Annotated in this window: 19 protein-coding genes and 2 pseudogenes; 6 read left to right on the forward strand and 15 right to left on the reverse strand. The window is 67.7% G+C overall.

Annotated elements, in window-relative coordinates; genetic code table 11:
• Positions 1-3 precede the first annotated feature (3 nt).
• The 4 genes and pseudogenes from AB8810_RS23850 to AB8810_RS23865 all read left to right on the forward strand — a co-directional run.
• Positions 4-975 (forward strand): annotated as a pseudogene (locus AB8810_RS23850) (RHS repeat-associated core domain-containing protein); the annotation flags it as partial.
• A gap of 697 nt (positions 976-1,672) precedes the next feature.
• Positions 1,673-2,311 (forward strand): annotated as a pseudogene (locus AB8810_RS23855) (RHS repeat domain-containing protein); the annotation flags it as partial.
• Positions 2,312-3,276: 965 nt separating this feature from the next.
• Complete coding sequence (locus tag AB8810_RS23860; RefSeq protein WP_369915126.1) at positions 3,277-4,290, forward strand: DUF4034 domain-containing protein; 1,014 nt, start codon at positions 3,277-3,279, stop codon at positions 4,288-4,290.
• Between the two features lie 73 nt (positions 4,291-4,363).
• On the forward strand, positions 4,364-4,510 hold the full coding sequence (locus AB8810_RS23865) for a hypothetical protein (RefSeq protein ID WP_191826701.1): 147 nt from the start codon (positions 4,364-4,366) through the stop codon (positions 4,508-4,510).
• 64 nt (positions 4,511-4,574) lie between these two features.
• Here AB8810_RS23865 and AB8810_RS23870 read toward each other — a convergent pair whose 3' ends face one another.
• Both AB8810_RS23870 and AB8810_RS23875 read right to left on the reverse strand, forming a co-directional pair.
• Positions 4,575-4,910 carry an EF-hand domain-containing protein gene (locus AB8810_RS23870; protein WP_191826700.1) on the reverse strand — a complete coding sequence of 112 codons (336 nt, stop codon included), beginning with the start codon at positions 4,908-4,910 and terminating at the stop codon, positions 4,575-4,577.
• 56 nt (positions 4,911-4,966) lie between these two features.
• Positions 4,967-6,163 carry an acyl-CoA desaturase gene (locus AB8810_RS23875; protein ID WP_206230206.1) on the reverse strand — a complete coding sequence of 399 codons (1,197 nt, stop codon included), beginning with the start codon at positions 6,161-6,163 and terminating at the stop codon, positions 4,967-4,969.
• Between the two features lie 141 nt (positions 6,164-6,304).
• On the opposite strand from AB8810_RS23875, the gene AB8810_RS23880 reads away from it, so the two are divergent.
• Complete coding sequence (locus AB8810_RS23880) at positions 6,305-7,147, forward strand: ABC transporter ATP-binding protein (protein ID WP_206230205.1); 843 nt, start codon at positions 6,305-6,307, stop codon at positions 7,145-7,147.
• 382 nt (positions 7,148-7,529) lie between these two features.
• Here AB8810_RS23880 and AB8810_RS23885 read toward each other — a convergent pair whose 3' ends face one another.
• From AB8810_RS23885 to AB8810_RS23920, 8 genes are all read right to left on the reverse strand, one after another.
• Positions 7,530-9,164 (reverse strand): MFS transporter, encoded by a 1,635-nt coding sequence (locus tag AB8810_RS23885; protein WP_191826698.1) that lies wholly within the window; start codon positions 9,162-9,164, stop codon positions 7,530-7,532.
• The gene (locus tag AB8810_RS23890; protein WP_369915127.1) at positions 9,157-9,576 is read right to left on the reverse strand and encodes a DoxX family protein; all 420 of its coding nucleotides are present in this window, start codon (positions 9,574-9,576) and stop codon (positions 9,157-9,159) included. The genes AB8810_RS23885 and AB8810_RS23890 overlap by 8 nt, the downstream gene beginning before the upstream one ends.
• A 93-nt stretch (positions 9,577-9,669) precedes the next feature.
• On the reverse strand, positions 9,670-11,562 hold the full coding sequence (locus AB8810_RS23895; protein WP_369915128.1) for an amidohydrolase: 1,893 nt from the start codon (positions 11,560-11,562) through the stop codon (positions 9,670-9,672).
• Positions 11,555-11,836, reverse strand: a complete 282-nt coding sequence (locus AB8810_RS23900; protein ID WP_179570223.1) for a DUF1427 family protein — start codon at positions 11,834-11,836, stop codon at positions 11,555-11,557. The genes AB8810_RS23895 and AB8810_RS23900 overlap by 8 nt, the downstream gene beginning before the upstream one ends.
• Before the next feature lie 13 nt (positions 11,837-11,849).
• Entirely contained in the window at positions 11,850-12,503 is a 654-nt protein-coding gene (locus AB8810_RS23905; RefSeq protein WP_206230201.1) for an isochorismatase family protein, read from the reverse strand.
• 115 nt (positions 12,504-12,618) lie between these two features.
• The gene (locus AB8810_RS23910; RefSeq protein WP_369915130.1) at positions 12,619-14,025 is read right to left on the reverse strand and encodes an alginate export family protein; all 1,407 of its coding nucleotides are present in this window, start codon (positions 14,023-14,025) and stop codon (positions 12,619-12,621) included.
• 26 nt (positions 14,026-14,051) lie between these two features.
• Complete coding sequence (locus AB8810_RS23915; RefSeq protein WP_369916718.1) at positions 14,052-14,909, reverse strand: VOC family protein; 858 nt, start codon at positions 14,907-14,909, stop codon at positions 14,052-14,054.
• A gap of 218 nt (positions 14,910-15,127) precedes the next feature.
• Positions 15,128-15,589: a winged helix-turn-helix transcriptional regulator gene (locus tag AB8810_RS23920; RefSeq protein WP_369915131.1), complete on the reverse strand. Its 462-nt coding sequence runs from the start codon at positions 15,587-15,589 to the stop codon at positions 15,128-15,130.
• A 161-nt stretch (positions 15,590-15,750) separates the two neighbouring features.
• On the opposite strand from AB8810_RS23920, the gene AB8810_RS23925 reads away from it, so the two are divergent.
• Entirely contained in the window at positions 15,751-16,659 is a 909-nt protein-coding gene (locus AB8810_RS23925; RefSeq protein WP_369915132.1) for an NAD(P)H-binding protein, read from the forward strand.
• Between the two features lie 25 nt (positions 16,660-16,684).
• Here the strand turns inward: AB8810_RS23925 and mnmE are convergent, their stop codons facing one another.
• From mnmE to rpmH, 5 genes are all read right to left on the reverse strand, one after another.
• Positions 16,685-18,025, reverse strand: a complete 1,341-nt coding sequence (gene mnmE / locus AB8810_RS23930; RefSeq protein WP_369915133.1) for a tRNA uridine-5-carboxymethylaminomethyl(34) synthesis GTPase MnmE — start codon at positions 18,023-18,025, stop codon at positions 16,685-16,687.
• Between the two features lie 29 nt (positions 18,026-18,054).
• Positions 18,055-20,799, reverse strand: a complete 2,745-nt coding sequence (locus AB8810_RS23935; RefSeq protein WP_369915134.1) for a polysaccharide deacetylase family protein — start codon at positions 20,797-20,799, stop codon at positions 18,055-18,057.
• Between the two features lie 94 nt (positions 20,800-20,893).
• Positions 20,894-22,633, reverse strand: coding sequence for a membrane protein insertase YidC (yidC, locus tag AB8810_RS23940; RefSeq protein ID WP_369915135.1), 1,740 nt, complete (start codon positions 22,631-22,633; stop codon positions 20,894-20,896).
• A gap of 18 nt (positions 22,634-22,651) precedes the next feature.
• Positions 22,652-23,131: a ribonuclease P protein component gene (rnpA, locus tag AB8810_RS23945; protein WP_225210139.1), complete on the reverse strand. Its 480-nt coding sequence runs from the start codon at positions 23,129-23,131 to the stop codon at positions 22,652-22,654.
• Positions 23,128-23,268 carry a 50S ribosomal protein L34 gene (gene rpmH, locus AB8810_RS23950; protein ID WP_003469983.1) on the reverse strand — a complete coding sequence of 47 codons (141 nt, stop codon included), beginning with the start codon at positions 23,266-23,268 and terminating at the stop codon, positions 23,128-23,130. Before rpmH ends, rnpA begins: the two co-directional genes overlap by 4 nt.
• Between the last annotated feature and the right edge of the window lie 258 nt (positions 23,269-23,526).

The raw sequence follows: 23,526 nt of genomic DNA on the forward strand, positions 1-23,526 counted from the left end.
AACAACGGCCGTCCGATGCAGCGCGTGCTGGACCAGGACGACCGTCCCGTGGCGGTCAGCGACACCCGCAGTGACGGCCTGAGCACCGGCTTCGCCTTCGACACGGCCGGCAACCTCAGCGCCCTGACCGCCGCGGGCAATACCGCTCCGGTAGTCAGCCTGGACTACGACGCGCTAGGCCGATTGACTGCGTTCAAGGACGGCCCGACCGGCACGGTGATCGACGGCTACAGCTACGACGCTACTGGTAACCGGCTCAGCGCCAAGGTCAACACCACGACGCAGACCTATACCTATCTGGCCACCAATCACCGCCTCAGCGCAGTGGCCGGTAAGGCCCGCACCTACGACGCGATCGGCAACACGCTGTCCATCGGCGGCACCGCACAGGAGTTCGCCTACGACGCCACGGGCCGGATGAGCCAGGCCAAACGCGCGGGCACGGTGGTGATGAAGTACGGCTACAACGGCCGCGGCGAGCAGGTGCGTCGGGTGGACAAGACCAATACCTACACGCTGTACGACGAGAGCGGGCACTGGCTGGGCAACTACGACGCCAACGGCGCGTCGCTGCAGCAGGCGATCTGGCTGGACGACCTGCCGGTGGGGGTGTTGGCCAAGAACAGCCTGCGCTACGTGCAGCCAGACCACCTGGGCAGTCCGCGCGCAGTGATCGACCCGGTGCGCGACGTGGCGATCTGGACCTGGGACCTGAAGGGCGAAGCCTTCGGCAACACCTCGCCGGACCAGGACCCGGACAAGGACGGCACCGCATTCGTGTTCGATATGCGCTTCCCGGGGCAGCGCTACGATGCGGCGACGGGGTTCAATCAGAACTACTTCCGCGATTACGATCCCAGCACTGGGAGGTATGGGCAGAGTGATCCGATTGGGTTGATAGGAGGAACTTCTACCTATCTTTATTCGTTAGGTACACCGACTCGCCTCTATGATCCACTTGGATTGGAAGCTGTCTGGGATACCAAGACTTGCGCTGGCCAACTAGGTCTAACAACCTGTGATGGAAAAGGTGGCTTCATGGTGAGTAACTGCAATAATGGTTGCGATCGCGAGTGCACGCAGCGTCATGAAGAAGAGCACAAGAGATTTCTTCAAACCGTGCATCCTGGTGCATGCTTGGGCCGTCCGCTTGGAGCAGCTCCTTGGCCTCAGACTTACAGTGCTGATAGCGCGGCTTATGCGCGTGAGTTCCATGAAACGGAATGTAGAGCTGATGCCATTACCATTGATTGCATCTCAAAACTTAGGAAAAATATTCCATTAGATGCGAATGCAAAGCGTAATCTTCTTGAAGCCACAAAACGTCGGGAGTCCAGAAAATGCGAAGACTATGGCTTTTGATTTTTTTAGTACCAATTATATCCAATGTTGTTGCCAGCGAAGCATGCGAAACTTCCCTTGGAGTAGACCATAAGTTGCCCGCTGCGGTTAAAAAGGAACTCAAGAAGCAAAAAATGGAAAAATTCCAATTAGTGAACAAAACGGTATGCACAACATATGTGACTTGGTATGCCTTGCCACCGGATTTCCCACCTTCGCAGCCTTGGCCACCAGGAGTCATGAAACTTGTTTCATGGAACACAAAGAGAAATAAGGCGGAAATTCTTTAATTTTTTGAGCTTTTTCATGACAAACAATCGCGCGACAAACAATCGCGCCCCTCTACGAAGCCGCGAGCAATACTCCCGCAATCGGCAGTATCGGGCAGGAGTTCGATTACGACGCCACGGGCCGGATGAGCCAGGCCAAGCGCGCGGGCGCGGTGGTGATGAAGTACGGCTACAACTGGCGCGGCGAGCAGGTGCGGCGGGTGGACAAGACCAACACCTACGCGCTGTACGACGAGAGCGGTCACTGGTTGCGCAACTACGACGCCAACGGAGCCGCGCTGCAGCAGGCGATCTGGCTGGACGACCTGCCGGTGGGCGTGCTGGCCAAGAACAGCCCGCGCTACGTACAGCCGGACCATCTGGGCAGCCCGCGCGCGGTGATCGACCCGACCCGTGATGCCGCGATCTGGCGCTGGGACCTGAAGGGCGAAGCGTTCGGCAACACCCCGCCGGACCAGGACCCGGACAAGGACGGCACCGCGTTCGTGTTCGACATGCGCTTCCCCGGGCAGCGCTACGATGCGGCGACGGGGTTCAACCAGAACTACTTCCGGGACTATGACTCCAGCACTGGGCGGTATGGGCAGAGTGATCCGATTGGAATTCCAGGTGGTATTTCTACCTACAACTATGTCATGTCAAGTCCACTAATATTTTTCGACATTTTTGGATTAGAGCCTGTTTGGGATACCAAAACATGCAGCGGATCATATGGCCTGACATACTGTGATGGAAAAGGCGGCGTAGAAGCTGGAAATTGCAATCTTGGTTGCGGAACTGTATGCACTCAGCCTCACGAAAATGAGCATAAGAGATTTCTCGAAACGAGACATCCTGGCTCATGCATCGGGCGGCCCAGAGGCGCTCAGCCATGGCCCAAAGACTACGACTATGAAAAATGGCGTGAGGAGTCTTTTGAAACTGAATGTCGCGCCGACAAAATAATTATCTGCTGCCTGAAAAAGATTAAGGCCAGCGGAATTAAAGACAAAGACATTGATCAGCAACTAAATCAAGCCATAAAAAGACGAGAGGATAACAAATGCGCTTCTTCTGGATACTAATTATATTAGCCATTCCTTGCGTAGCTGTTGCGAAAAACTGCAAGACCACGCTTGGGATTGATAAGAGCCCGCCACCTGAAGTCAAGCTTCAAATGGAGAAACTTGGATTGAATAATTTTCAGCTAATCGATCGAAGGGTTTGCAAGAAAACGGTCCGTTGGTTCGCGATACCTGAAAAATACCCAGCCAACGCTCCAAGACCTCCGGGTTCAGAGCATTGGCTCATACTTGATCTAAAAAGCCGAGAAGTTGAGTTCATCCCAGCGCCAGGCTGAAAACTAGATGTGTAAATCACTAAGTTATTACAGCTGGAGTTGCTTGAACTCACTTCTTACCCTGACTGTAGCGGTGTCGCCAAAAATGCACCCGAGGGAATATCTGTTTAAGTGAATATTTTCTCTGGCACCTTTGATCGTCCACACGCCGCCCGATTCCCACCCGACGCCTTCGGCTGCGTGGGTCGGGGGCGCTGGGCGGAGACACACCAGTGTGCGCGGGCGGAGCAAGCCGGCGGCAGCATCGTATAGGATGCCTCCCATATCCGTTAAGGAAGCACGATTTTTTCAAGGAGAGCCGGAGCAATGAGCTGGACAAATCATCGCGTGTTGACTGCGTTTCTATTTGTCGCCGCCTCGATGCTTTCCACGCTGGCATCGAGCGAAGAGATACAGGAACGCACATCGATTCTCGATAGCACGAAGGAGGCGCTCAAAAAGGGCGACTTCGCAGCGCTCGAGCGGCAGGCCACGCAATTCCGAACGCGGCAAACCCGTACCTCCAGCGGCGTCTGGAAATTGAGTGTGCTCCATGGCGGCGTCGATCGCTATTTCCTCATAGGTACGTACGACGAGGCGACATGGGCGGAAAAGGAACAGACCGCCAAACGCTGGATCGCGGCATATCCGAAGTCTCCGACCGCACGGTTGGCGTACGCGGAGTGGCTGTCCAGACGCGCCTGGAGCCATCGCGGCGGGGGCTATGCGAATACGGTTCGACCGGAGGACTGGGCACCGTTCAGAGCCGGAATCGAGGCGACGAGACGCTATCTGGAGGACAACAAGAAGATCGCATCGTCGGATCCGGAGTGGTACGTCAAGATGGAATCCGTCGCCAAGGCGCAGCAGTGGGACGATGCCCGTTTCCAGACCTTGATCGATGAAGCGATGACGCGGTATCCCGAGTACTACGAGATCTATTTCCACGCGATCGAGTTCTATTCGCCAAAATGGGGAGGCAGTGCGGCCGACATCGAACGGTTCACCAGGATGGCGATGGAGCGCACTCGTGCGCGGGAAGGGAAAGGACTGTACGCACGCATCTATTGGTACGCCTCGCAATCGGTCTACGACGAACGACTGTTCAGCGAGTCGCTTGCGCGCTGGTCGACCATGCGTGCGGGAATCGACGATGTGCTCAAGGTCTATCCGGATGAGTGGAACCTGCAGAATTTTGCCCGTTTCGCCTGCTTGGCACGCGACCGGGAAAAGGCGCTGGAACTGATCGGACGCGTGCGGGGCCCGACCTACATCATGGTCTGGAACAACGAAGAGAATTTTCAGCGTTGCAAGAGCTGGGCATTGCAGAGCGTCATCTAGGCATCAGCGGTGGACGGCGGCGTCGGGCAACGGCGAGGAGACACATCGAACTTACCTGCAGAGCGAAACGACCATGCACTCTTCCTCGCACAGCAAACTGGCCGCGATGTACTGCTTTCTCGCCTTGGCGATGGTCGGCATTCGAAGCGATGCGACCGCCGTCTGTTTCCTTTCGATGGCGCTGCTGCACCTTTCCTTAGGTGCAAAATCGTCCAGGTGACGGAACTCACGTCTCAAGCCCCGCGCTAAGACCCGACATGGACGACATGGGCCGGGTCAACCTCTCACTGCGGCGGCGCCGCCAGCTCCCTGGCGCTCAAGTACCCATCGCCATTGCCGTCCTGCTTGCGAAAACGAGCAGTCAACGTAGCCTGGTGCTGGACGCGGGTGATCGCCTTGCCGCGGCCGCCGGGGAGTTCGGCGGGGCTGAGCACGCCGTCGTGGTCGAGGTCGCGGGCGTCGAAGGCGTAGCTCATCCAGGCCAGGTATTCGTCCAGGCTGACGCGGCCGTCGCCGTCGCGGTCCATGCGCTGCAGGTAGCTTCCGGTGGTATCGACCACCTGCGCGCTGGCGGCGCCGACGGCGTCGCCAAGCACGGCCAATGCCACGAGTACTGCCATGAACGACGAACGCCGCACGAGGCGGCGTTCGCGAAGCGTCTGCAGGAAACCGCGGCTCATGCCAACGCGTAGCCCTTCAACCGCGCCGCATACGCCTGCAACGCGGCGATACCGCTGGCCTCGGCGTCGTGGCACCAGGCCTGCAGTTGCTTCAGGCGTTCGCTGGCGTCGTGGCTGCGCGCTTCCAGCAGGGCGGCCAGGCGTGCGCGGTGCTCGACCAGGGTGCGCATGCGCGGGCGCTGCGCGACCCAGTGCTGCAGCTGTTCGCGCGCGTCCGGCTTGAGCCAGCGGCCGTCGTCGACCAGGCCCTTGCGCAGGCGCCGCGGCAGCAGTTGGCGCAGCTTGGCGCCGGCCTGCGCGGCCTCTTCCTTCAGCGCCGGGGTGAAGACGTTGCGCTGGTAGTCGGTCATCGCCTGGAAACGGTGCGAGAGCAGCGCGCGCAGGGTGTCGGCATCGGGCACGGCGATGTTCGGGCGCACGTCCAGGGTCGGCGCCACGCGCAGGATCTTGGCCAGGCGCAATGCGGCCAGCGCGCGGATCGCGACCCAACCGATGTCCAGTTCCCAGCGCCGCATCGAGAAGCGCGCCGAACTCGGGAACGCGTGGTGGTTGTTGTGCAGTTCTTCGCCGCCGATCCACAGCGCCCACGGGGTCAGGTTGGTCGAGGTGTCGGCCGATTCGAAGTTGCGGTAGCCCCACCAGTGGCCGAGGCCGTTGACCACGCCGGCCGCCCAGAACGGGATCCAGGCCATCTGCAACGCCCACAGGGCGATGCCGGGCAGGCCGAACAGCAGGAAGTTGAAGGCGAACAGGGCGATGGGCCCCCAGTTCGCGTGCGCGGTGTACAGGCGGCGCTCGATCCAGTCGTCCGGGGCGCCCTTGCCGTACTGCTCGATGTCGCCGCGCATGGCGCGCGCTTCGCGGTACAGCTCCACGCCGCGCCAGAACACGCGGCCGATGCCCTTGGTCTGCGGGCTGTGCGGATCCTCGTCGGTTTCCACCTTGGCGTGGTGCTTGCGATGGATCGCCACCCACTCCTTGGTGATCATCGAGGTGGTGAACCAGGTCCAGAAGCGGAAGAAGTGCGACAGCAGCGGATGGAAATCGACGCCGCGGTGCGCCTGGCTGCGGTGCAGGTACAGGGTCACCGCGAAGATGGTCAGCTGGGTGAACACCAGCAGCACCGCCAGCATGCCCCACCAGCCGACGTCGAGCAGGCCGGTGCTGAGGAAATCGAGGATCGCGTCGGACATTGCCAGAACTCCAGGCCGGTGAAGGCGTGCGCCAGGTTGGTATAGGAGACATGATGGGGCCAGTGGCGGCAAACTTCACCCATCGCCTGCGTACGGTATTCAGCCGCTGCGCGCTCTTGATCACAGAACGGTTTCACTTCCATGTCCGCCCCCCTCCCCGATGCAACTCCCATGCCGGCCGCCGCGCCGCTGATCGAACTGGACCGCGCCAGCGTGGTGCGCGGCCAGGTGCGCGTGCTGCACGAGCTGAGCCTGCGCATCGAGCTCGGCCAGCACACCGCGCTGCTCGGCCCGAACGGCTGCGGCAAGTCCTCGTTCATCAAGCTGATCACGCGCGAGCTGTATCCGCTGGCGCGCGCCGGCGAAGCCGCGCCGGTGCGGGTATTGGGACAGAGCCGCTGGCAGGTGGACCGGCTGCGCAGCCAGCTGGGCATCGTCACCGGCGACCTCAGCGTCAATCTCGCCGACATGCCCGGGCTGGACGTGGAGAGCGCGGTGCTGTCGGGCTTCTTCGCCAGCTACGTGGTGCCGCCGCATCGCGAGGTGACCCAGACCATGCGCGACCGCGCGCGCGAGGCGCTGCAGCTGGCGCATGCGTTGCCGCTGCTGCAGCGGCCGTATGCGGAACTGTCGGCCGGCGAGACCCGGCGCGTGCTGATCGCGCGGGCGCTGGTCAACCGGCCGCAGGCGCTGCTGCTGGACGAACCCAGCACCGGGCTGGACCTGATCGCGCGCCAACACCTGCTGGCGACGATGCGCGACCTCGCCCGCCAGGGCATCACCCTGGTGCTGGTGACCCACCACATCGAGGAGATCGTGCCGGAGATCGAGCGGGTGATCCTGCTGCGCGGCGGCCATGTGTATGCCGACGGCACGCGCGAGGAACTATTGGCCGATGCGCCGTTGTCGGCGGTGTTCGGCGGCGCGGTGCGGGTGCGCCGCGATGGCGCGACCTATAGCGCGAGCGTGGCCGAGGTGGAATAGGCGGCGGTGCGGGCTTCTGGTCTACGCACGGCCGTTGACGCTGGTCTTTCATGGCCAGCGATGTGAGCGCTGGATATGCCGCCGCGACATCGGCGCCGATACGCCCACTCGACAGCCGTGCCGATGACTTCGTTCGTCGCGACTGAAGTCGCTCCTACGGTGGCGCTATGGCGTTATGGCGTTGCTGCATCGGCTAACGCGCGGGCATGCTGAAGCAGCTGTCTGTTTGTCTGCGCATCCGGTCGTATCGCGGGCAACACCTGTGGGAGCGACTTCAGTCGCGACGGGCGGTACCGACACGCCATCGCAACTGAAGCCCTTCCTCCCCACCACGTCTGCTCCTTCCACTTCGCCAAGCGTGGAACCCCGCGCTGAAAACACGCTAGCCGCCACGCCCATCGGCAGCCGGTGGCTGCGCCTGGTGCAGATCCAGCGCCAGGAAATGGTGCACCACCGGCCGCTCCGGGCCGATGTGGTAGCGCAGCGCGGCGTCCTGCAGGTCGGCGTCGGCATGCGAGACGCGCTGGTGCTGGCGCAGATGCTCGGCCCAGGATTCGACCAGGAACCATTCCATCACCCGCTCCGGCTCGTTGCTGTGCTCGGTGATGCCCCAGGCGTAGGCACCGTCGCGGCGCCGCTCCTGCGACAGCTCGCGCAAGGCGTGCAGGAACGGCGGCCGGTCGGAAGCACGCACGCGGTATTCGATCTGCACCATCACCGGGCCGCGGTCGTGCGCCACCGGTGCGTTGAGCAAGGGCTCGGGCCAGTGGTTGGATGGCTGCAGGTCGGCCTCGCCCTTGGGCAGGCGCAGGCGATGGAATACCAGCGCGACCAGCAGCAGCGCGCCGGCGCCGAGCAGCAGCGTGGCGGCGATGCCGAGCTGCGCGGCGATCAACCCCCAGCCCAGGCTGCCGCCGGCCATCGCGCCGTTGAACACGGTCAGGTACACCGCCAGGCCGCGGCCGCGCACCCAGTTCGGCAGCACCGCCTGCGCCACGCCGTTGAGCGTGGTCAGCGCCACGATCCAGCCGACGCCGAGCACCAGCAACAACAGCACGGCGACCGTCTGCGACGGCGTGGCCGCCAGCGCCGCCATCACCGCCGCGGTCAACACCGCGGCCAGCAGCACCAGGCCATCGGCGTCCAGGCGCTTGCGCAACTGCGGCAGCACGATCGCACCGAGGATCGCGCCGACCCCGACCGCACCGAGCAGCACGCCGTAGAACCCGGCGCTGCCGCCGAGCATGCGCCGCGCCACCAGCGGCAGCAGCGCCCACACCGAACTGGCGAACACGAAGAACACCGCCGCGCGCAGCAGCACCACGTGCAACTCGCGGCTGGCGCGGGCATAGCGCAGGCCGGCACGAAAGGCGCCGAAGAACTGCTCGGACAGGCCGCTGTCGGCGACCTTGGCGCGCGGCCACCACAGCAGCGCGGCGACCACGAACACGTAGCTGAGCACGTCGCTGGCGTAGGCGGCGGCCGCGCCCAGGCTGGCCAGCAGCAGGCCGCCGCCGGCCGGGCCCAGCGCGCGCGCGATGTTGATGCCCAGCGAGTTCAGCGCCACCGCGTTCTTCAGGTCGGCGCGCGGCACCAGCTCCGGCACGATCGCCTGCCAGGTTGGCCCCATCAGCGCGCTGCCGATGCCGCCGACGAAGGTCAGCGCGACCAGGTATTCGACCGTGAGCGCGCCGGTCTTGGACAGCAGCAGCAGGCTGGCGCTGACGCTGGCCAGCAGCAGCTGCACGCAGATCAGGAAGCGGCGCCGGTCGAGGATGTCCGACAACACGCCGGCCGGGATCGCCAGCAGGAACACCGGCAGCGTCGCCGCGGTCTGCATCAGCGCCACCGCGGCAGGATTGTCGGACAGGTCGGTGACCAGCCAGGAACTGGCGACGTCGCGCATGAAGCTGCCGACGTTGCCGAGCACGGTGGCCGCCCACAACACCGCGAACACGCGATGCCGCAGCGGGGCGAAGCTGCCGGTCGCCGGCGCGGGTGCGGTGGACTCAGCCATGCGCGCGCTCGCGCAGGTCGTGCCAGGCCACCAGCACGAAGCCGCCGACCAGGCCCAGGTGTTCGTAGAACGCGTTCATCGCCGCAAAGCGTTGCATGCCGCTCATCTCCCAATAGCGGTTGGCCACGCACGCGGCCACCAGGGTGAAGCCGGCCAGCGCCAGGGCGCCCAGCCAACGATACGCGCCGCTCAGGATCAGCAGCGACGCGCCCAGTTCCAGCACGATCACCGCCGCCGCCAGCGGCGCGGCCGGCGCCATGCCGAAGTGCACCATTTCCGCCACTGCGCCGTCGAAGGCGAAGGCCTTGACCAGCCCGCCCTGCAGATAGGCCGCGCACAGGCCGAGCAGCGCCAGCCAGCGCAGCCATGCCGGGGTGAGGCGCGTGCCGACCGGGCGGGTCGCCTCACGCATGGCGCACGCTCCGCGCGATGCCGGCGGCGCGCGGCACGCCAAGCGCACCGCTGCCGGCCTGCGTGCAGATCGCGCGCGTCGTGCGCATCCGGCTCATACCGCCCAGCACGCGCAGCCCAGCGCGCCCCAGAAGCTCTTCAGGTCGGCGATCGGCAACTGGCTGCTCCACGCGGTGGCGTGCTGGTGCCCATGGATCGTGCAGTCGTGGGCGCAGCCGCAACTGACCGCGATCCGTTGCGACAGTGCCGCCGGCGGCGCCTCGCCCCAGGCGCCGTAGCCGCGGAAGCTGCGCGCCGGCGACCAGTCCGGCAGCGCCGGCGGCGGCGGCGCCTCGTCGTGTTCGGCGAACGCGCCGCTGGCCCACACCACCTTGCCGCCGACCATGGTCAGCAACGCGGTGGTGTCGGCGATGTCGCTTTCGGCGCAGCCGAAATAGTCGCGGTCCGGCACCACCAGATCGGCGAACTGGCCGGCCTGGATGCGGCCCTTCTTGCCTTCCTCGTTGCTGAACCAGGTGACGTGTTCGGTCCACATCCGCAACGCGGTCTCGCGGTCCACGCAATTGCGCTGCGGATACAGGCGCAGGCCGCCGACGGTGCGTCCGGTCACCAGCCACGCCAGCGACACCCACGGGTTGTAGGAGGCCACGCGGGTGGCGTCGGTGCCGGCCGAGACCTTGACCCCTTTCTCCAGCATGCGCTTGACCGGCGGCGTGGCCTGCGCCGCGCCGATGCCGTAGCGCTCGACGAAATACTCGCCCTGGTAGGCCATGCGGTGCTGCACGGCGATGCCGCCGCCGAGCGCGGCGATGCGGTCGATGGATTTTTCGGAAATGGTTTCGGCGTGGTCGAAGAACCAGTGCAGCCCCTGCAGCGGGATCTCGCGGTCCACGCGTTCGAACACGTCCAGCGCGCGGCTGATGGTCTCGTCGTAGGTCGCATGCAGGCGCCACGGCCAGCGGTTCTGCGCCAGGATCCGCACCACGTCTTCCAGCTCGGTCTCCATCTGCGGCGGCATGTCCGGCCGCGGCTGGCGGAAGTCCTCGAAGTCGGCGGCGGAGAACACCAGCATCTCGCCGGCGCCGTTGTGGCGGAAGTAGTCGTCGCCCTGCTGGTAGCGCGAGCTGGCGGTCCAGTGGAGGAAGTCTTCCTTCTCCTGCTGCGGCTTCTGGGTGAACAGGTTGTAGGCCAGGCGGATGGTGAGCTGGCCGGCGTCGGCCAGTTCCTGGATCACCTTGTAGTCGTCCGGGTAGTTCTGGAAACCGCCGCCGGCATCGATCGCGCCGGTGACGCCGAGCCGGTTCAGTTCGCGCATGAATTGCCGGGTCGAATTGACCTGGTAGTCGTAGGGCAGCTTCGGGCCCTTGGCCAGCGTCGCGTACAGGATCGATGCGTTCGGCTTGGCCAGCAGCAGTCCGCTCGGGTTGCCCTCGGCGTCGCGCACGATCTCCCCGCCCGGCGGCGCCGGCGTGTCCTTGCCGTAGCCCACCGCGCGCAGCGCGGCACCGTTGAGCAGCGCGCGGTCGTACAGGTGCAGCAGGAACACCGGCGTGTCCGGTGCCACCGCATTGAGTTCGGCGATGGTCGGCAAGCGCTTCTCGGCGAACTGGTGCTCGCTGAAGCCGCCGACCACGCGTACCCATTGCGGCACCGGGGTGATCGCCACCTGCCGGCGCAGCATGTCCATCGCGTCGGCGAGGCTGCGCACGCCGTCCCAGCGCAGTTCCAGGTTGTAGTTGAGGCCGCCGCGGATCAGGTGCAGGTGGTTGTCGATCAAACCCGGCAGCACGCAGCGGCCCTGCAGGTCGATGCGCCGGGTGTGCGTGCCAGCCAACGGCAGGATCTCCTCGTCGCCGCCGACCTGCAGGAAGCGGCCGTCCTGGATCGCCACCGCCGTGGCACTGGGACGCGCGCGGTCCAGGGTGGTGAAGCGGCCGTGGTACAGGATCAGGTCCGGCGCGGCGTCGGTCGCATGCGGCTCAGCCATTGTCGTGTTCCCCTCGTTCCGGTTGCGCCGGCGCTTGCGTGCGCTGCGGCAGTTCGCCGAACACGTGCGGCTTGACCTGGTGGTGGAACCACGAGGTCGGGTGGGCGTCGCTGCGCAGCAGCCGCTGCACCAGCGGCGGCAACTGCTCGCCCAGCAGGATGCCGAGCAGGCCGACCAGCGCGATCACCGGCGGCGCCGGCGAACGCACCTTGAACAGCGCGTAGATCACGCCGACCAGCAGGCCCAGGCCCAGCGATACCAGATAGGTCTTCATCGGCGCGCTCCGCTCAGCCTTCGTGGGCACCGAACATGGTCCGGGCATAGACGATGCCCAGGCCGTAGGCGCCGCCGTACTTGCGCGCCACCTCGGTGGTGGTGGCGTAGGTGTCGGTGCGCGCCCAGTCGCGCTGCAGTTCCAGCAGGTATTGCAGCGCGGTCATCGGCCGGCCGCCGGCCTGCACGATGCGCTCGATGGCGCGGTTGTGCGCCTCGGCCGAGACGTCGCCGCAGGCATCGGCGATCACGTAAACCTCGAAGCCCTGATCCAGCGCCGACAGCGCCGGGCCGACGATGCACACACTGGTCCACAACCCCGCCAGCACGATTCGCGGCTTGCCGATCTCGTTGACCCGCTGGATCACCGCCGCGTCTTCCCAGGTGTTCATCGACGTGCGGTCGAGCAGCGCCTGGCCCGGGAACGGCGCGACCACTTCGTCGAACATCGGCCCGGAGAAGCTCTTTTCCGCCACCGTGGTCAGGATCGTCGGCACGCCGAAGCTGGCCGCGGCGTTGGCCACCAAGGCGGCATTGGTGCGCAGCGCGCCTGCATCGATCGAGTGCGTGGCGAAGGCCATCTGCGACTGGAAGTCGATCATGATCAGGGTGTGGTCGCCCGGCGTGAGCAACGTGGCGCCCGGAACGGGCAGAGCGGCGAGCGGCATGGCGACATCCTGGTATGCGGGGGAAAGCGCGATGCTGGCGCGCGATGGCGGCGGCGTCTTGGAGATTCGTGTCGCGTTGTGCGCCAAGTGCAGGGCGGCGGCGTCCAGCGGACGCCTACCAGGCCCAGCGCAGTTCCACGCCGACATAGTCGCTGTCGCGCGCGCCGGCCTGGCGCAGCGCGCGGCCGACGTCGTAGCGCACCGCTTCCAGCGCTGCGGTGAGTTGCGGCGACAACGGACGCTGCAGCCGCAGCTGGGTATAGCGGCCGGTCCAGCGTCCGCCATGGCCGGCGCTGCCGGCCACCGGCACAGTGGGCTGCAGGTACACGGCATCGGCGGTGCTCTGCCGCCACAGCAGGCCCACGCCCAGGGTCGCGGTCAGCGCCGGCGCGGCCTGCCACTGCAGCGACGGCTTGACGTGCAGCAGATTGCTGTAGCCGGTGTAGCCGGCGAGCGCGAAGTAGTAGCCGTTCGGGAACAGCGGATTGAACGTGCCCACGCGGCCGTCGCCGGCGTGCGCGTCGCCGGAGGCGGCATCCAGTTGCAGACCCAGGCGTGGCTGCGTTGCCAGCCGCTGCCACGTGTAGCCGGCACGCGCGCCGACCGCCCAGGCACGGATCGCTTGCTGGCCGACGCTGCCGCGCTGCGCCATCGTTTCCAGGTCCCAGTCCGCGCCGCTGGCGGCGCCGGCAAAACGCAGGTCGACCACATGGCGGCGCTCGCGGCCGCTGCCATCCAGGTAGTGCGCCTGATCGCGCGAGTACAGCGCGTAGTAGACGGACAGTTCGTTGTCGCCGAGCACCTTGCGCTCGGCGCGCAGCGTGCCGAAGCGCACGCGGCGGCTGGAGCTGTCGTCGAAGGCGCGCGCATCGGCGTACTGCACCGGCTGGCTGACGAACCCGAGCACGCGCCAGCGCGCGGTTTCCCAGTCGGCCCACACCGCATCGAACGACTGGCGCACGTTGGGGCCATCGCGCGAAGACACGAAGCGTTGCAGGTCGAAGGCGAAATCCTGCCGCCCCACGCGCGCCTTGAAGGTGCCGGCGGCGAAGGCATGCTGGTAGGCGGCGAAGGCCAGGCGCAGGTCGAGCCGGTTCTGGTCCGCGCCGGAATGCACGCGCTTGGCATAGGCGCGTACGTCCTCGAGTTGCGCGAACGCCTGCCAGTCGCTGCCCAGGCGCAGATCGGCGTGCAGCTGCAGCCGCTGCAGCAGGTAGGCATCGGCCGCGTCGCCGGTGCCCAGGCCGGGCGCGTCGTTCGACTCGAAACGCTCGCGCAGGTTGGCGCCCAGCGACAGGTAGCGTTGCGTGTCGTCGGCAGCCAACGGCAGGTACTTCAAGCGGTCCAGCGGCGTTTGCCGCAGGGCCGGATCGGCCAGCGCCGACCAGTCTTCCTGCCAGCGGTTGGTACTCGGCCGCGGCCGCGTCGCCGGCGCGTCCGGCTGCGGCGCTTGTTCCTCGGCGCGCACCGGCGCCGCGATCGCGATCGTGCCGGCCAGCGCCAGCAACGCACCGTGCCGCATGCGCCGGGCGCCGTGCACGTCCCCGCTCAACTCGCCAGCGGGCTATGGATCTCGGCGACGTAACCGCCCGGGAATTCCACCACCGCGCTGCGCCGGTCCTGCGCGGCGAACGGCGCCACCAGCACCCGCACGCCGGCCGCCTTGGCCTTGTCCAGGGTCTGCTGCAGGTCCTCGACTTCGTAACCGGTGGTGTCGCGGCCGTACGGATACGGCAGGTGGCCGTCGCTGACCGCCACCGTGGTCTTGCCGAAATCCGAGAGCAGGCGGATGCGCCGGTAGTGTTCGCCGGGGCGGCCGATCTCCTGTCCCGGCGCCTGCCGCGCATCGTCCACGAGCTTGCCGTGGGAGAAGGCGAGGAAGCTGCGCACGAAGGCGTCGGCGCGGTCCGGCGACAGATACACGCGGTTCTCCGGCAGCGTGCGGAAGGCCGCGTACGACGGCGCGGTGGTATGCCAGTACAGCTGTGTGTTGACCCCACCCGGCCATTGCACCACCGCATCGCGGCCGATCGGGTCGGGGAACGGCGCGACCAGCACGTCGGCACCGGCGGCGCGCGCCGCGGCCACCGCCTGGTCCAGGTCGCGCACCAGCAGGCCGTTGCGCTCGGCGCCGAACGGATGCGGGACCGGCGTGGTGAAGCCGAACAGCGAGACCGTGCCGACTGGAGTCTGCAGCAGCTGCGAGGTGGTGCTGCTCGGCGTCGGCGTCACCGTCGCCACCACCTGGCGCGTGCTGGTGCCGCCGAAGGTGGCCAGGAAGCTGGCGACGAAGCGGTCCACATCGGCCGGCGCGACGTAGACGTGGGTGGTGTCGTACTGCGGGGCGACCGCGACCGGCGGCGTGGCGGCGGAGCGCACGGCCGCCGACGGCGAGTGCGCGGCCATCGCGGCGAACGCGCCGAGCGACAGCAGGCTCGACGACAGTAGGGCGGCGGCGATTTTCGAACGCATACGGACTTCCTCGGCTGCACGAAGGCCGGCACCGCGGCAACGGCGCTGGCAACCGGCACGCGATGCGCCGGCAACGGCATGCTGCGCGAGCGCGCGGCGGAGGTATTGGAAATTGGCGCGGTCTTGCGCCGCCGTGCGCGGCGCGGCGCCGGCTACGCGCGGCGGCGGCTGTCGCTGGCCGTGGCATCCGGCAGTGCGCTTTCGAACGCGGTACGCGCCGCGCGCACCGCGGCGTGATTGGCCTCGGCCCACTGCACCAGCTGCGCCAGCGGCGCGGCCAGCGACTGCCCCAGCGTGGTCAGCCGGTATTCCACGCCCGGCGGCACCAGCGGCAGCACCGCGCGCGCGACCAGGCCTTCGCGCTGCAGGTCGCGCAGGGTCTGGGTCAGCATGCGCTGGGAAATGTCCGGCACCGCGCGGCGCAATTCGCCGAAACGGTGCGGGCGCTCGGCCAGCAGCAACAGGAACAGGGTGCTCCACTTGTCGCCGATCTGCGCGAGCACGTCGCGCACCGGGCAGCGGTCGATCGGCATGCCCTCGCCGCGGTAGTCGCGCAGCTTCTGGCTCAACGGCGGCTCGGCCGGCACGGCGAAAGACGACGCGGGGGCGGACATGGCGGTTACCTCGAAGTAATCAGGGGCGGGAAAAGTGCCGTCTTTACAGCCCTGCGGCGATCCCTACTATGCACCTGGTTCCTTTTCCAGACCACCACGGTCGGGTTGCACGGCAGCGCCGCTTGGCGAGCGCCGGCACCGGCCACTCCCCAAGGAAACCCATGTCCACTCATCCCGACTCCCTGCTCGTCACCGGCGCCGGCGGCCAGTTCGGCCAGCGCGTGCTGGCCCACCTGCTGGACACGCTGCAGCTGCCGCCGGCGCGCATCGTGGCCCTGACCCGCCGTCCCGAGACCCTGAGCGCCTGGGCGGCGCGCGGCGTAGAGGTCCGCCACGGCGACTTCGACGCACCCGCATCGCTCGACACCGCGTTTGCGGGCGCGGGACGCCTGCTGCTGATCAGCACCGACGCGATCGACCGCCCCGGCCATCGCCTCGCCCAACACCAGGCGGCGATCGCCGCGGCCGCACGCGCCGGCGTGCGCCATGTGGTCTACACCTCCTGCCCCGAACCGCAGGATTCGCCGCTGCTGATCGCCGCCGACCACGCCGGCACCGAGGACGCGTTGGCCGCCAGCGCCCTGCCCGGCTGGACCGTGCTGCGCAACCACTGGTACTTCGAGAACCTGTTCATGAGCCTGCCGTCGGTGCTGGCCTCGGGCCATTGGTACAGCGCCGCCGGCGACGGCCGCATCGCGCATATCGCCCGCGACGACCTGGCACGCGCTGCCGCGGTCGCGCTGGCCGGCGGCGGCGAGGCCAGGCGCACGCTGACCCTCAGCGGCGCGCGCGCCTACAGCACCGCCGAGATCGCCGCGTTGGTCGCGCAGACGCTCGGCAGGCCGATCCAGGTCGTGCCGGTCCCGGTCGAAGGCCTGGTCCAGGGCATGGTCGGCGCCGGGCTGTCGGAGCCGCTGGCGCGCGTGCTGGCCTCGTTCGACAGCAACACCGCCGCCGGTCGCGTGGCCGCCGTCACCGGCGACTACCAGGCGCTGACCGGGCAGGCGCCGCAGCCGTTCGAACAGTGGCTGCAGGCCAACCGCGCGCAGCTCGCCGCACTGGCGCCCTGAGCGCCGCGGGCAAGGGGAGCGTGCCCTACTTGCCGATGCAGAAGCTGGAGAAGATCCGTCCCAGCAAATCGTCGGCACTGAGATGGCCGACGATCTCGCCGAGCGCGGCGTGCGCCAGGCGCAGTTCCTCGGCGGCCAGTTCCAGCCGCTCGTAGCCCAGTTCGGCGGCTGCGGCCGCGGCGTGTTCCGCGGCGCGCTGCAGCGCCTCCACGTGGCGCGCACGCGCGGAGAATTCGCCGTCGCTGCCGTCGCCGGCGGCATGCCCGGCGATCGCACGCAGGTGTGCGTGCAGTTGCTCCAGGCCGCTGCCCGTGGCGGCGGAAACGTACACGCTGTCGGCTGTCGCCTGGGGTATCGCCTCAAGCAGGTCGCTCTTGTTGTGGATCCACAGCCGCTGCGGCACGTCGGCGATGGCTTCGGCGATGGCGGCGCGGCCGGCATCCGCAGCGCGCGCGTCGAGCACGATCAGCGCCAGGTCGGCGCGCTGCAGCTCCAGCCGCGCGCGGCGCATGCCTTCGCGCTCGATCGCATCGCCGCCGTCGCGCAGGCCGGCGGTGTCCACCAGGGTCAGTTCGACGCCATCCAGGCGCACCGTCTCGCGCAAGGTGTCGCGGGTGGTGCCGGCGATGTCGGTGACGATGGCCCGCTCGCTGCCGGCCAGCGCGTTGAGCAGCGAACTCTTGCCGGCGTTCGGCGGCCCCACCAGCACCGCGTGCAGGCCGTCGCGCAGACGCCGGCCGCGCTCGGCGTCCAGCAGCAGTTGCGCCAGGTCCGCACGTGCCTGTTCCAGGCCGGCGCGGACCTGTTCGCCGCCCAGCGTGTCCAGCGATTCGTCGGCGAAATCGATCGCCGCCTCGGTGTGGATGCGCAGCCGGACCAGATGCTCGGCCAGGGCTTCGACACGGCGCGAGAACACGCCGTCGAGCGACCGGCGCGCCGCGCGCGCCGCGCGCAGGTCGCCGGCGGCGATCAGGTCGGCGATCGCCTCGGCCTGGGCCAGGTCCAGCTTGCGGTTGAGGAAGGCGCGCTCGCTGAACTCGCCCGGCCGCGCCGGCCGCGCGCCGAGTTCGCAGCAGCGCGCCACCAGTTGCCGCAACAGCACCGGGCTGCCGTGCGCCTGCAGTTCCAGCACGTCCTCGCCGGTGAAGCTGCGCGGCGCCGGGAACCACAGCGCGATGCCGTCGTCGAGCGTCTCTCCCTGCGCATCGCGAAAGCGCGCATAGCGCGCCGTGCGTGCGGGCAAGGTGCCCAGGCCGAGACCGGCGCCGATCGCCGCGGCCAGGCGCCCGGACACGCGCACCACGCCGACCCCGCCCGCACCCGGGGCGGTGGCGATGGCGGCGATGGTGTCGGCGGCGTGCGGCATGGCGAAGAACGTTCCGGCGGCGTTGCAGGCTACAACGTCTGCAGCTGGGTGCGCGCGTAGGCCGCCGAGGCGCCGCTCGGCTGCAGTTCCAGATAGGTCTGGAACGCGTGTTTGGCCTTGGCCGCATCGCCCATCTGCCGGTACGCATCGCCGAGATTGATGTAGGCCACCGCGCGCGAGGGATCGATCTTCAGCGTGTTCTCCAGCCAGCGCGCGGCCTGCGCGTACTTGCCCTGGCGGTAGTAGATGAAGCCGAGATTGTTGGCCGCCAGCGCGAAGTCCGGTCGCAGCTTCAGCGCTTCGGTGAACTGCGCCTCGGCCTCGTCGTAGCGCTTTTCCTTGTACAGCTGCAGGCCGCGGTCGTTGGCGCGCTGCGCCTGCTGGCGATCGGACAGCGGCCCGGCGGCGGCCGGCACCGCCAGCGGCCGCTCGCCGCCCTGCAGGTCCTTGACCACGGTCGGCTTGGCCGCCGGCGCCGCGGCCGATGCAGCCGTCGCCGTGGCGGGCGTGGCCACCGCCGGCACCGCCGCCGCGACCCGGTCGTTCATCGCGATCGCCGCCGAGGACAGCTGCTGGGTGTTGGCGGTCAGGAACTCGTCGCCGTCCGGCACCTGCAGCACGAACTCGCCGCCCTGCGAGCCGGGCAGGCTGCCGAACGCCGGCGTCTGCGGCGAGATGCTCGACACCGCCGGCGCGACGTACGCGGCCAGTTCGGTGCCGGTGATCAGGCCGTCGCCGTTGAGGTCGCCCTTGCCCGACAGCGCCTGCAGCAATACCCAGGTGAACACCGAATGGCCGTTGGGGCCGCTGTCGGCGACCTGCTGGTCGGCACCGCCGGCGGTGAGCATCTGCCGCGCCACGCGCCGCGCGTTCTCGCGCAGGTAGGCGCCGGTGCCGCCGCCGCCGCGGGTCAGGCCCAGGCCGCTGTAGCAGGCGTCCATCACGAACAGCACGTGCTTGGCTTCCAGGCTCTCGGCGATGTCCTGGATCTCGGTCATCGGGATCGCGTCGGTGGCGAACTGCGCCGGGTCCGAGTCGGCCGGCACGATGTAGCCCAGGTCGCGCCCGGAGGCGAGCTTGCGGGTGGCGCCATGCCCGGCGAAGAACACGAACACGCGGTCGTTCTTGCCCACCCCGCCGTGCGCCAGGCGGTCGTGGAACGCGGCCAGGATGTTGTTGCGGGTGGCCTCCTGGTTCTTCAGCACGATCACCTGCGACGACGGAAAACCGAAACTGCCGGTCAGCGTCTGCGCGATCGCCTGCGCGTCGTTGGCCGCGTACTGCAGCTTGGGCCAGCGCGCGTAGTCGTCGATGCCGATCACGATCGCCCACGACTTGTCGTAGCCGCTGGTCACCGCCGGCGCCGCGGCGTTGGCCGCCGCGCGCGCCACGCTGAAGTCGCGCCCGTTCCAGGCGGCGAACTGGTAGCCGTCGGCGCTGAGCCGGTCCAGGATCTGCGGCAGCGCCTTGACCGTGCGCGCGTGGATGTCGTGGAACAGCAGGATGCCGCGCTGCTCGCGGCCGACCTGCTCGAGCACGCGCTGCACGATCGATTCGGGCACCGGATCGGCCCAGTCCAGCGAGTCCACGTTCCACATCACCGACTTCAGCCCGGCTTCGCCGAGGATCTGCATGCCTTCGGCGTTGCGCGCGCCGTACGGGAAGCGGAACAGCGGCGCGCGCTTGGCATCGACCGCGCGCAGCATGCGGTCGGTGTCCAGGATCTGGCTGCGCAGCGCGGCGCCGGTTTCCTTGGACAGCTGCGCGTGGGTCAGGCTGTGGTTGCCGACCGTATAGCCCTGCTCCATCAGCTCGCGGCTGACGCTGGCCAGCGGCGCCAGTTCGACCTTGCCGTCGGCATCGAGCTTGCCCAGGTTGCGGCCGACCTCGAAGAACGTGGCCGGCACGTCGTAGCGCTTGAGGATGGCGACGATCTCGTCCGTGTACTCGCGGTGCGGGCCGTCGTCGAAGCTCAGCACCACCGTCTTCGGCGGCAGGTCGCGGCCGAACACTTCGCGGTCGCTGTCTTTCATCGACATCGGATACGGGGTGATCACCCCGTAGTCGCGCAGGATCCGCTCGCGCGTGTACAGCGTGCCCAGGTGGGCGACGTAGTCCTCCCACTTCTCGCGCTTCTGCACGATCGCGCGGGTGCGGTCGAAGCGGCTGAAGATCGCGGTGATCTCGCGGTTGTAGCTGCGCTCGATCTCGTCCAGCGCCTCCAGGTCCTCGCCGATGCGCTGGTGCAGCTTGATCGCCGGCAGCGAGGAATCCTTGCCGATGCGCGTCTGCCAGTCGGCCAGGATCTCGCGGAACGCCAGGCGGTCGGCGTCGTACAGGTCCGGCGCCGATTCGACGTAGTCCAGCAGCGCGCCGACCGCGGCGAAACGCTGCGCGTCCGGCTGCGCCAGCAACGCATCGAATTGCCTGGCCAACGCGTCGCGCCGCTCCAGGCCTTCGTGGAACAGCTGCTGGCCGACGCCGCTGGAGGTCTGCCGCTCGGCCGGCGACTGCTTGGCCTCGTCGGCCAGCAGCACGATGATCTTGCGCTGCGCCGCCAGCTGTTCCTGCAGCTGCGTGCGGATCGCCGCGGCCTGCGCCTGCAGGGCGGGCGAACCCGGCAACGGCGTGGCGTCGGTGTCCGCCGCGTGCGCGGACGGCGCGGCGCCCGCGGCGGTGGTCGTGGACGACGTGCTGCGCTGGCAGCCCGACAGCGCAAGCGCGAGCAGGCACAGCGCGGTGGACAGCAGGGAGACGGAACGGCGGTCGAGCATGGCCCGGGGCTCGCAAGGACGGTGGCAGGACACGCGACCGCGCAGTGCCGCGGCCGCATACGCAACGCCCGCCTGGCGGCGGGCGTTGTCGGATTTACTTCTTCGTCTTGGCCGGTGGTTTGGCGCCGGCACCGGCGGTGGCCGGCTCGCCGTGGCGCTTGGTCATCCACCATTGCTGCAGCAGGCCCAGCGAACCGTTGGTGACCCAGTACAGCACCAGGCCCGACGGCACGAAGGCCATCATCACGCCGAACACCAGCGGCATGAACTGCATCATCCGCGCCTGCATCGGGTCCATGCCCGGCGACGGCGTCAGCTTCTGCGTCAGCCACATCACCGCCACGTTGATCACCGGCAGGATGAAGTACGGATCGCGTGCGGTCAGGTCCTGGATCCAGGCGAACCACGGCGCCTGGCGCAGCTCCACCGATTCCACCAGCACCCAGTACAGCGCGAAGAAGATCGGCATCTGCACCAGCACCGGCAGGCAGCCGCCCATCGGATTGATCTTCTCCTTCTTGTACAGCTCCATCATCGCCGTCTGGAACTTCTGCTTGTCGTCGCCGTAGCGCTCCTTGAGCTGCTGGATGCGCGGCTGGAACTTGCGCATCTTGGCCATGCTCTTGTACTGCGCGGCCGACAGCGGATACAGCACCAGCTTGAGCAGGATCACCAGGCCGACGATCGACCAGCCCCAGTTGCCGAGCAGGGTGTGCAGGTGGCTGAGCACCCAGAACAGGCCCTGGCCCAGGATCGCCATCAGCGAGAACCGGCTGTAGTCGACCACGCGGTCCAGGCCGCGCACGTTTTCCTTGGCGATCTGGTTGACCAGCTTCGGGCCGACCCACAGCCGCGCCTCGCTGCTGGCGCGCGCGCCGGGGGCGACGGTGAAGGCCGGGCCGCGCGCCTCGATCACGTGGCGCGGGCCGTCGTTGGACAGCACGTACACCGCCTCCTGGTCGGCCTGCGGGATCCAGCCGGTGAAGAAGTGGTGCTGCAGCAGCGCGATCCAGCCGCCCTTGATGGTCTGGTTGACCGGGCCGTCTTCCAGGAAATCCTTGAACGCGCGGCGCTGGTAGCCGTCCTGCGCGCTGAACCAGGTGGCGCCGTTGAAGCTGAAGGAATCCGGGTTGGTCATGCCCCGGCTGACGATGGTCGGCACCCGGCTCAGCTTGCGGAACACATAGCCCTGCCAGGGCTTGCTGCCCTGGTTGATGATCTCGTCCTTGATCTGCACCGCGTAGTGCCCGCGCTGCACGGTGTAGACGCGGCGGATGCTGATGCCGTCCGGGCCGTTCCACACGAACGGCACCTGCAGCGCGTCCTGGCCCTTGGCCAGCACGTAGTCCTTGCCCGGCTGTTCCGGACGGAAACCGCCCGGACCCGGCGACGGCGCGTTGTTTTCGCCGACCCAGCCGCTGGTGGCGGTGTACGGATGCACCGGATCCTCGGTCAGCAGCGCCACCGGCGGGCTGCCGGGCTGCTTGGTCTGCGGGAACATCAGCAGGTCCGCGTCGAACACGCTGCGCCCGTCCAGGGTCAGGTGCAGCACGTCGGTGGTGATGGTGACCCGCGGCGCGGCACCGGCGGCGACCGGCGCGGCGGTCTCGCTGGCGGCGCCGGGCACGGCTGCAGCGCCGGATTGAGTGGCACGCGGCACCGCCGGTGCGCCGCTGGCGCCGGCATCGGCGTCCTGCGCGGGCGGCACCGTGGTCGCGGCCGCAATGGCGGTCGCATCGGCCGCAGGCGCGGCGTGCTCCTTGTTCCACTCCATCCACAACAGGGCCGCGACCATCAGCCAGGCAAAGATCAGGAAAAGGCGGGTCTGGTTCATCGGACAGGCAAGCTCGGCTCAGCCAGAAACGGGTTCTGACTTGGAAGTGGGGGAAGAAGGAGAGAGGGGCGGCGGCATTGTGCCGTCCGCAGCCGGGGCCGGCAATGCGCCAGCGCGACGCAGCAAGCGCAGATAGGCCTGACGCAGCTGTTCGCCGCTGGCCTGGGCGGCGGCGCTGCGCGCCACCACCACATAGTCGCCCGGCGCCAGCCACGGCAGCAGATGCCGCGTGGCGTCGCGCAGGACGCGTTTGATGCGATTGCGAACCACCGCGCGCTTGTCGACCTTGCGCGACACGGCAAGGCCGAGCCGCGCAGGGTGATCGGCGCTGCGCCAGTGCAGGCTCATCAGCGGTTCGGAGCAGCGGCGTGCGGCATCGAACACGACGCGGTATTCCGCAGACGTGCGAACCCGCGCAGAGCGAGGAAATCGCCTACGCGGGTCGGGATGATTCACGGTCCGGATTGCAGGCGCCGCCTGGGGCGGCGAAGCAATCAAGCGCTAAGGCGCTTGCGGCCCTTGGCGCGGCGACGGGCCAGGATCTTGCGGCCGTCGGCGGTCGCCATACGGGCACGGAAGCCATGGTCGCGCTTGCGCTTGAGGTTGCTGGGCTGGAATGTGCGCTTGGTGGCCATCGGGGCGCTCTGTCTGAATGAGGCGGAAAGAACCGGAAATTCTATAGAACCAACCGGGGTGCGGTCAACTGCTCTTTATCCGGCGCCAAGACGGGCGCTGCGTGCGGCCTGTGGATGGATCTGTGCATAGATGCGGGAAAACCATTCCAGACCCTGCGTGCCGATGGTAGTCTGACCCATCCGCTTTCCTCTTTTCACCGGCCGAGTGCGCCGCGATCGTTCGCGCCTCACGCCTGGTCTCTCAATGAATTACATCTG

The sequence above is a fragment of the Xanthomonas sp. NCPPB 3005 genome, assembly GCF_041228095.2.
Lineage (GTDB): Bacteria > Pseudomonadota > Gammaproteobacteria > Xanthomonadales > Xanthomonadaceae > Xanthomonas_A > Xanthomonas_A bonasiae.

Excerpts from the sequence above, each read along its gene's own strand:
- AB8810_RS23900 (WP_179570223.1), bottom strand. The coding sequence starts at position 11,836 with ATGAAGACCTATCTGGTATCGCTGGGCCTGGGCCTGCTGGTCGGCGTG.
- AB8810_RS23880 (WP_206230205.1), top strand. The coding sequence starts at position 6,305 with ATGTCCGCCCCCCTCCCCGATGCAACTCCCATGCCGGCCGCCGCGCCG.
- AB8810_RS23870 (WP_191826700.1), bottom strand. The coding sequence starts at position 4,910 with ATGGCAGTACTCGTGGCATTGGCCGTGCTTGGCGACGCCGTCGGCGCC.
- AB8810_RS23905 (WP_206230201.1), bottom strand. The coding sequence starts at position 12,503 with ATGCCGCTCGCCGCTCTGCCCGTTCCGGGCGCCACGTTGCTCACGCCG.
- AB8810_RS23920 (WP_369915131.1), bottom strand. The coding sequence starts at position 15,589 with ATGTCCGCCCCCGCGTCGTCTTTCGCCGTGCCGGCCGAGCCGCCGTTG.
- AB8810_RS23895 (WP_369915128.1), bottom strand. The coding sequence starts at position 11,562 with ATGGCTGAGCCGCATGCGACCGACGCCGCGCCGGACCTGATCCTGTAC.
- yidC (WP_369915135.1), bottom strand. The coding sequence starts at position 22,633 with ATGAACCAGACCCGCCTTTTCCTGATCTTTGCCTGGCTGATGGTCGCG.
- AB8810_RS23935 (WP_369915134.1), bottom strand. The coding sequence starts at position 20,799 with ATGCTCGACCGCCGTTCCGTCTCCCTGCTGTCCACCGCGCTGTGCCTG.
- mnmE (WP_369915133.1), bottom strand. The coding sequence starts at position 18,025 with ATGCCGCACGCCGCCGACACCATCGCCGCCATCGCCACCGCCCCGGGT.
- AB8810_RS23910 (WP_369915130.1), bottom strand. The coding sequence starts at position 14,025 with ATGCGGCACGGTGCGTTGCTGGCGCTGGCCGGCACGATCGCGATCGCG.
- rpmH (WP_003469983.1), bottom strand. The coding sequence starts at position 23,268 with ATGGCCACCAAGCGCACATTCCAGCCCAGCAACCTCAAGCGCAAGCGC.
- AB8810_RS23860 (WP_369915126.1), top strand. The coding sequence starts at position 3,277 with ATGAGCTGGACAAATCATCGCGTGTTGACTGCGTTTCTATTTGTCGCC.
- AB8810_RS23915 (WP_369916718.1), bottom strand. The coding sequence starts at position 14,909 with ATGGCCGCGCACTCGCCGTCGGCGGCCGTGCGCTCCGCCGCCACGCCG.
- AB8810_RS23865 (WP_191826701.1), top strand. The coding sequence starts at position 4,364 with ATGCACTCTTCCTCGCACAGCAAACTGGCCGCGATGTACTGCTTTCTC.
- AB8810_RS23890 (WP_369915127.1), bottom strand. The coding sequence starts at position 9,576 with ATGCGTGAGGCGACCCGCCCGGTCGGCACGCGCCTCACCCCGGCATGG.
- AB8810_RS23885 (WP_191826698.1), bottom strand. The coding sequence starts at position 9,164 with ATGGCTGAGTCCACCGCACCCGCGCCGGCGACCGGCAGCTTCGCCCCG.
- AB8810_RS23925 (WP_369915132.1), top strand. The coding sequence starts at position 15,751 with ATGTCCACTCATCCCGACTCCCTGCTCGTCACCGGCGCCGGCGGCCAG.
- AB8810_RS23875 (WP_206230206.1), bottom strand. The coding sequence starts at position 6,163 with ATGTCCGACGCGATCCTCGATTTCCTCAGCACCGGCCTGCTCGACGTC.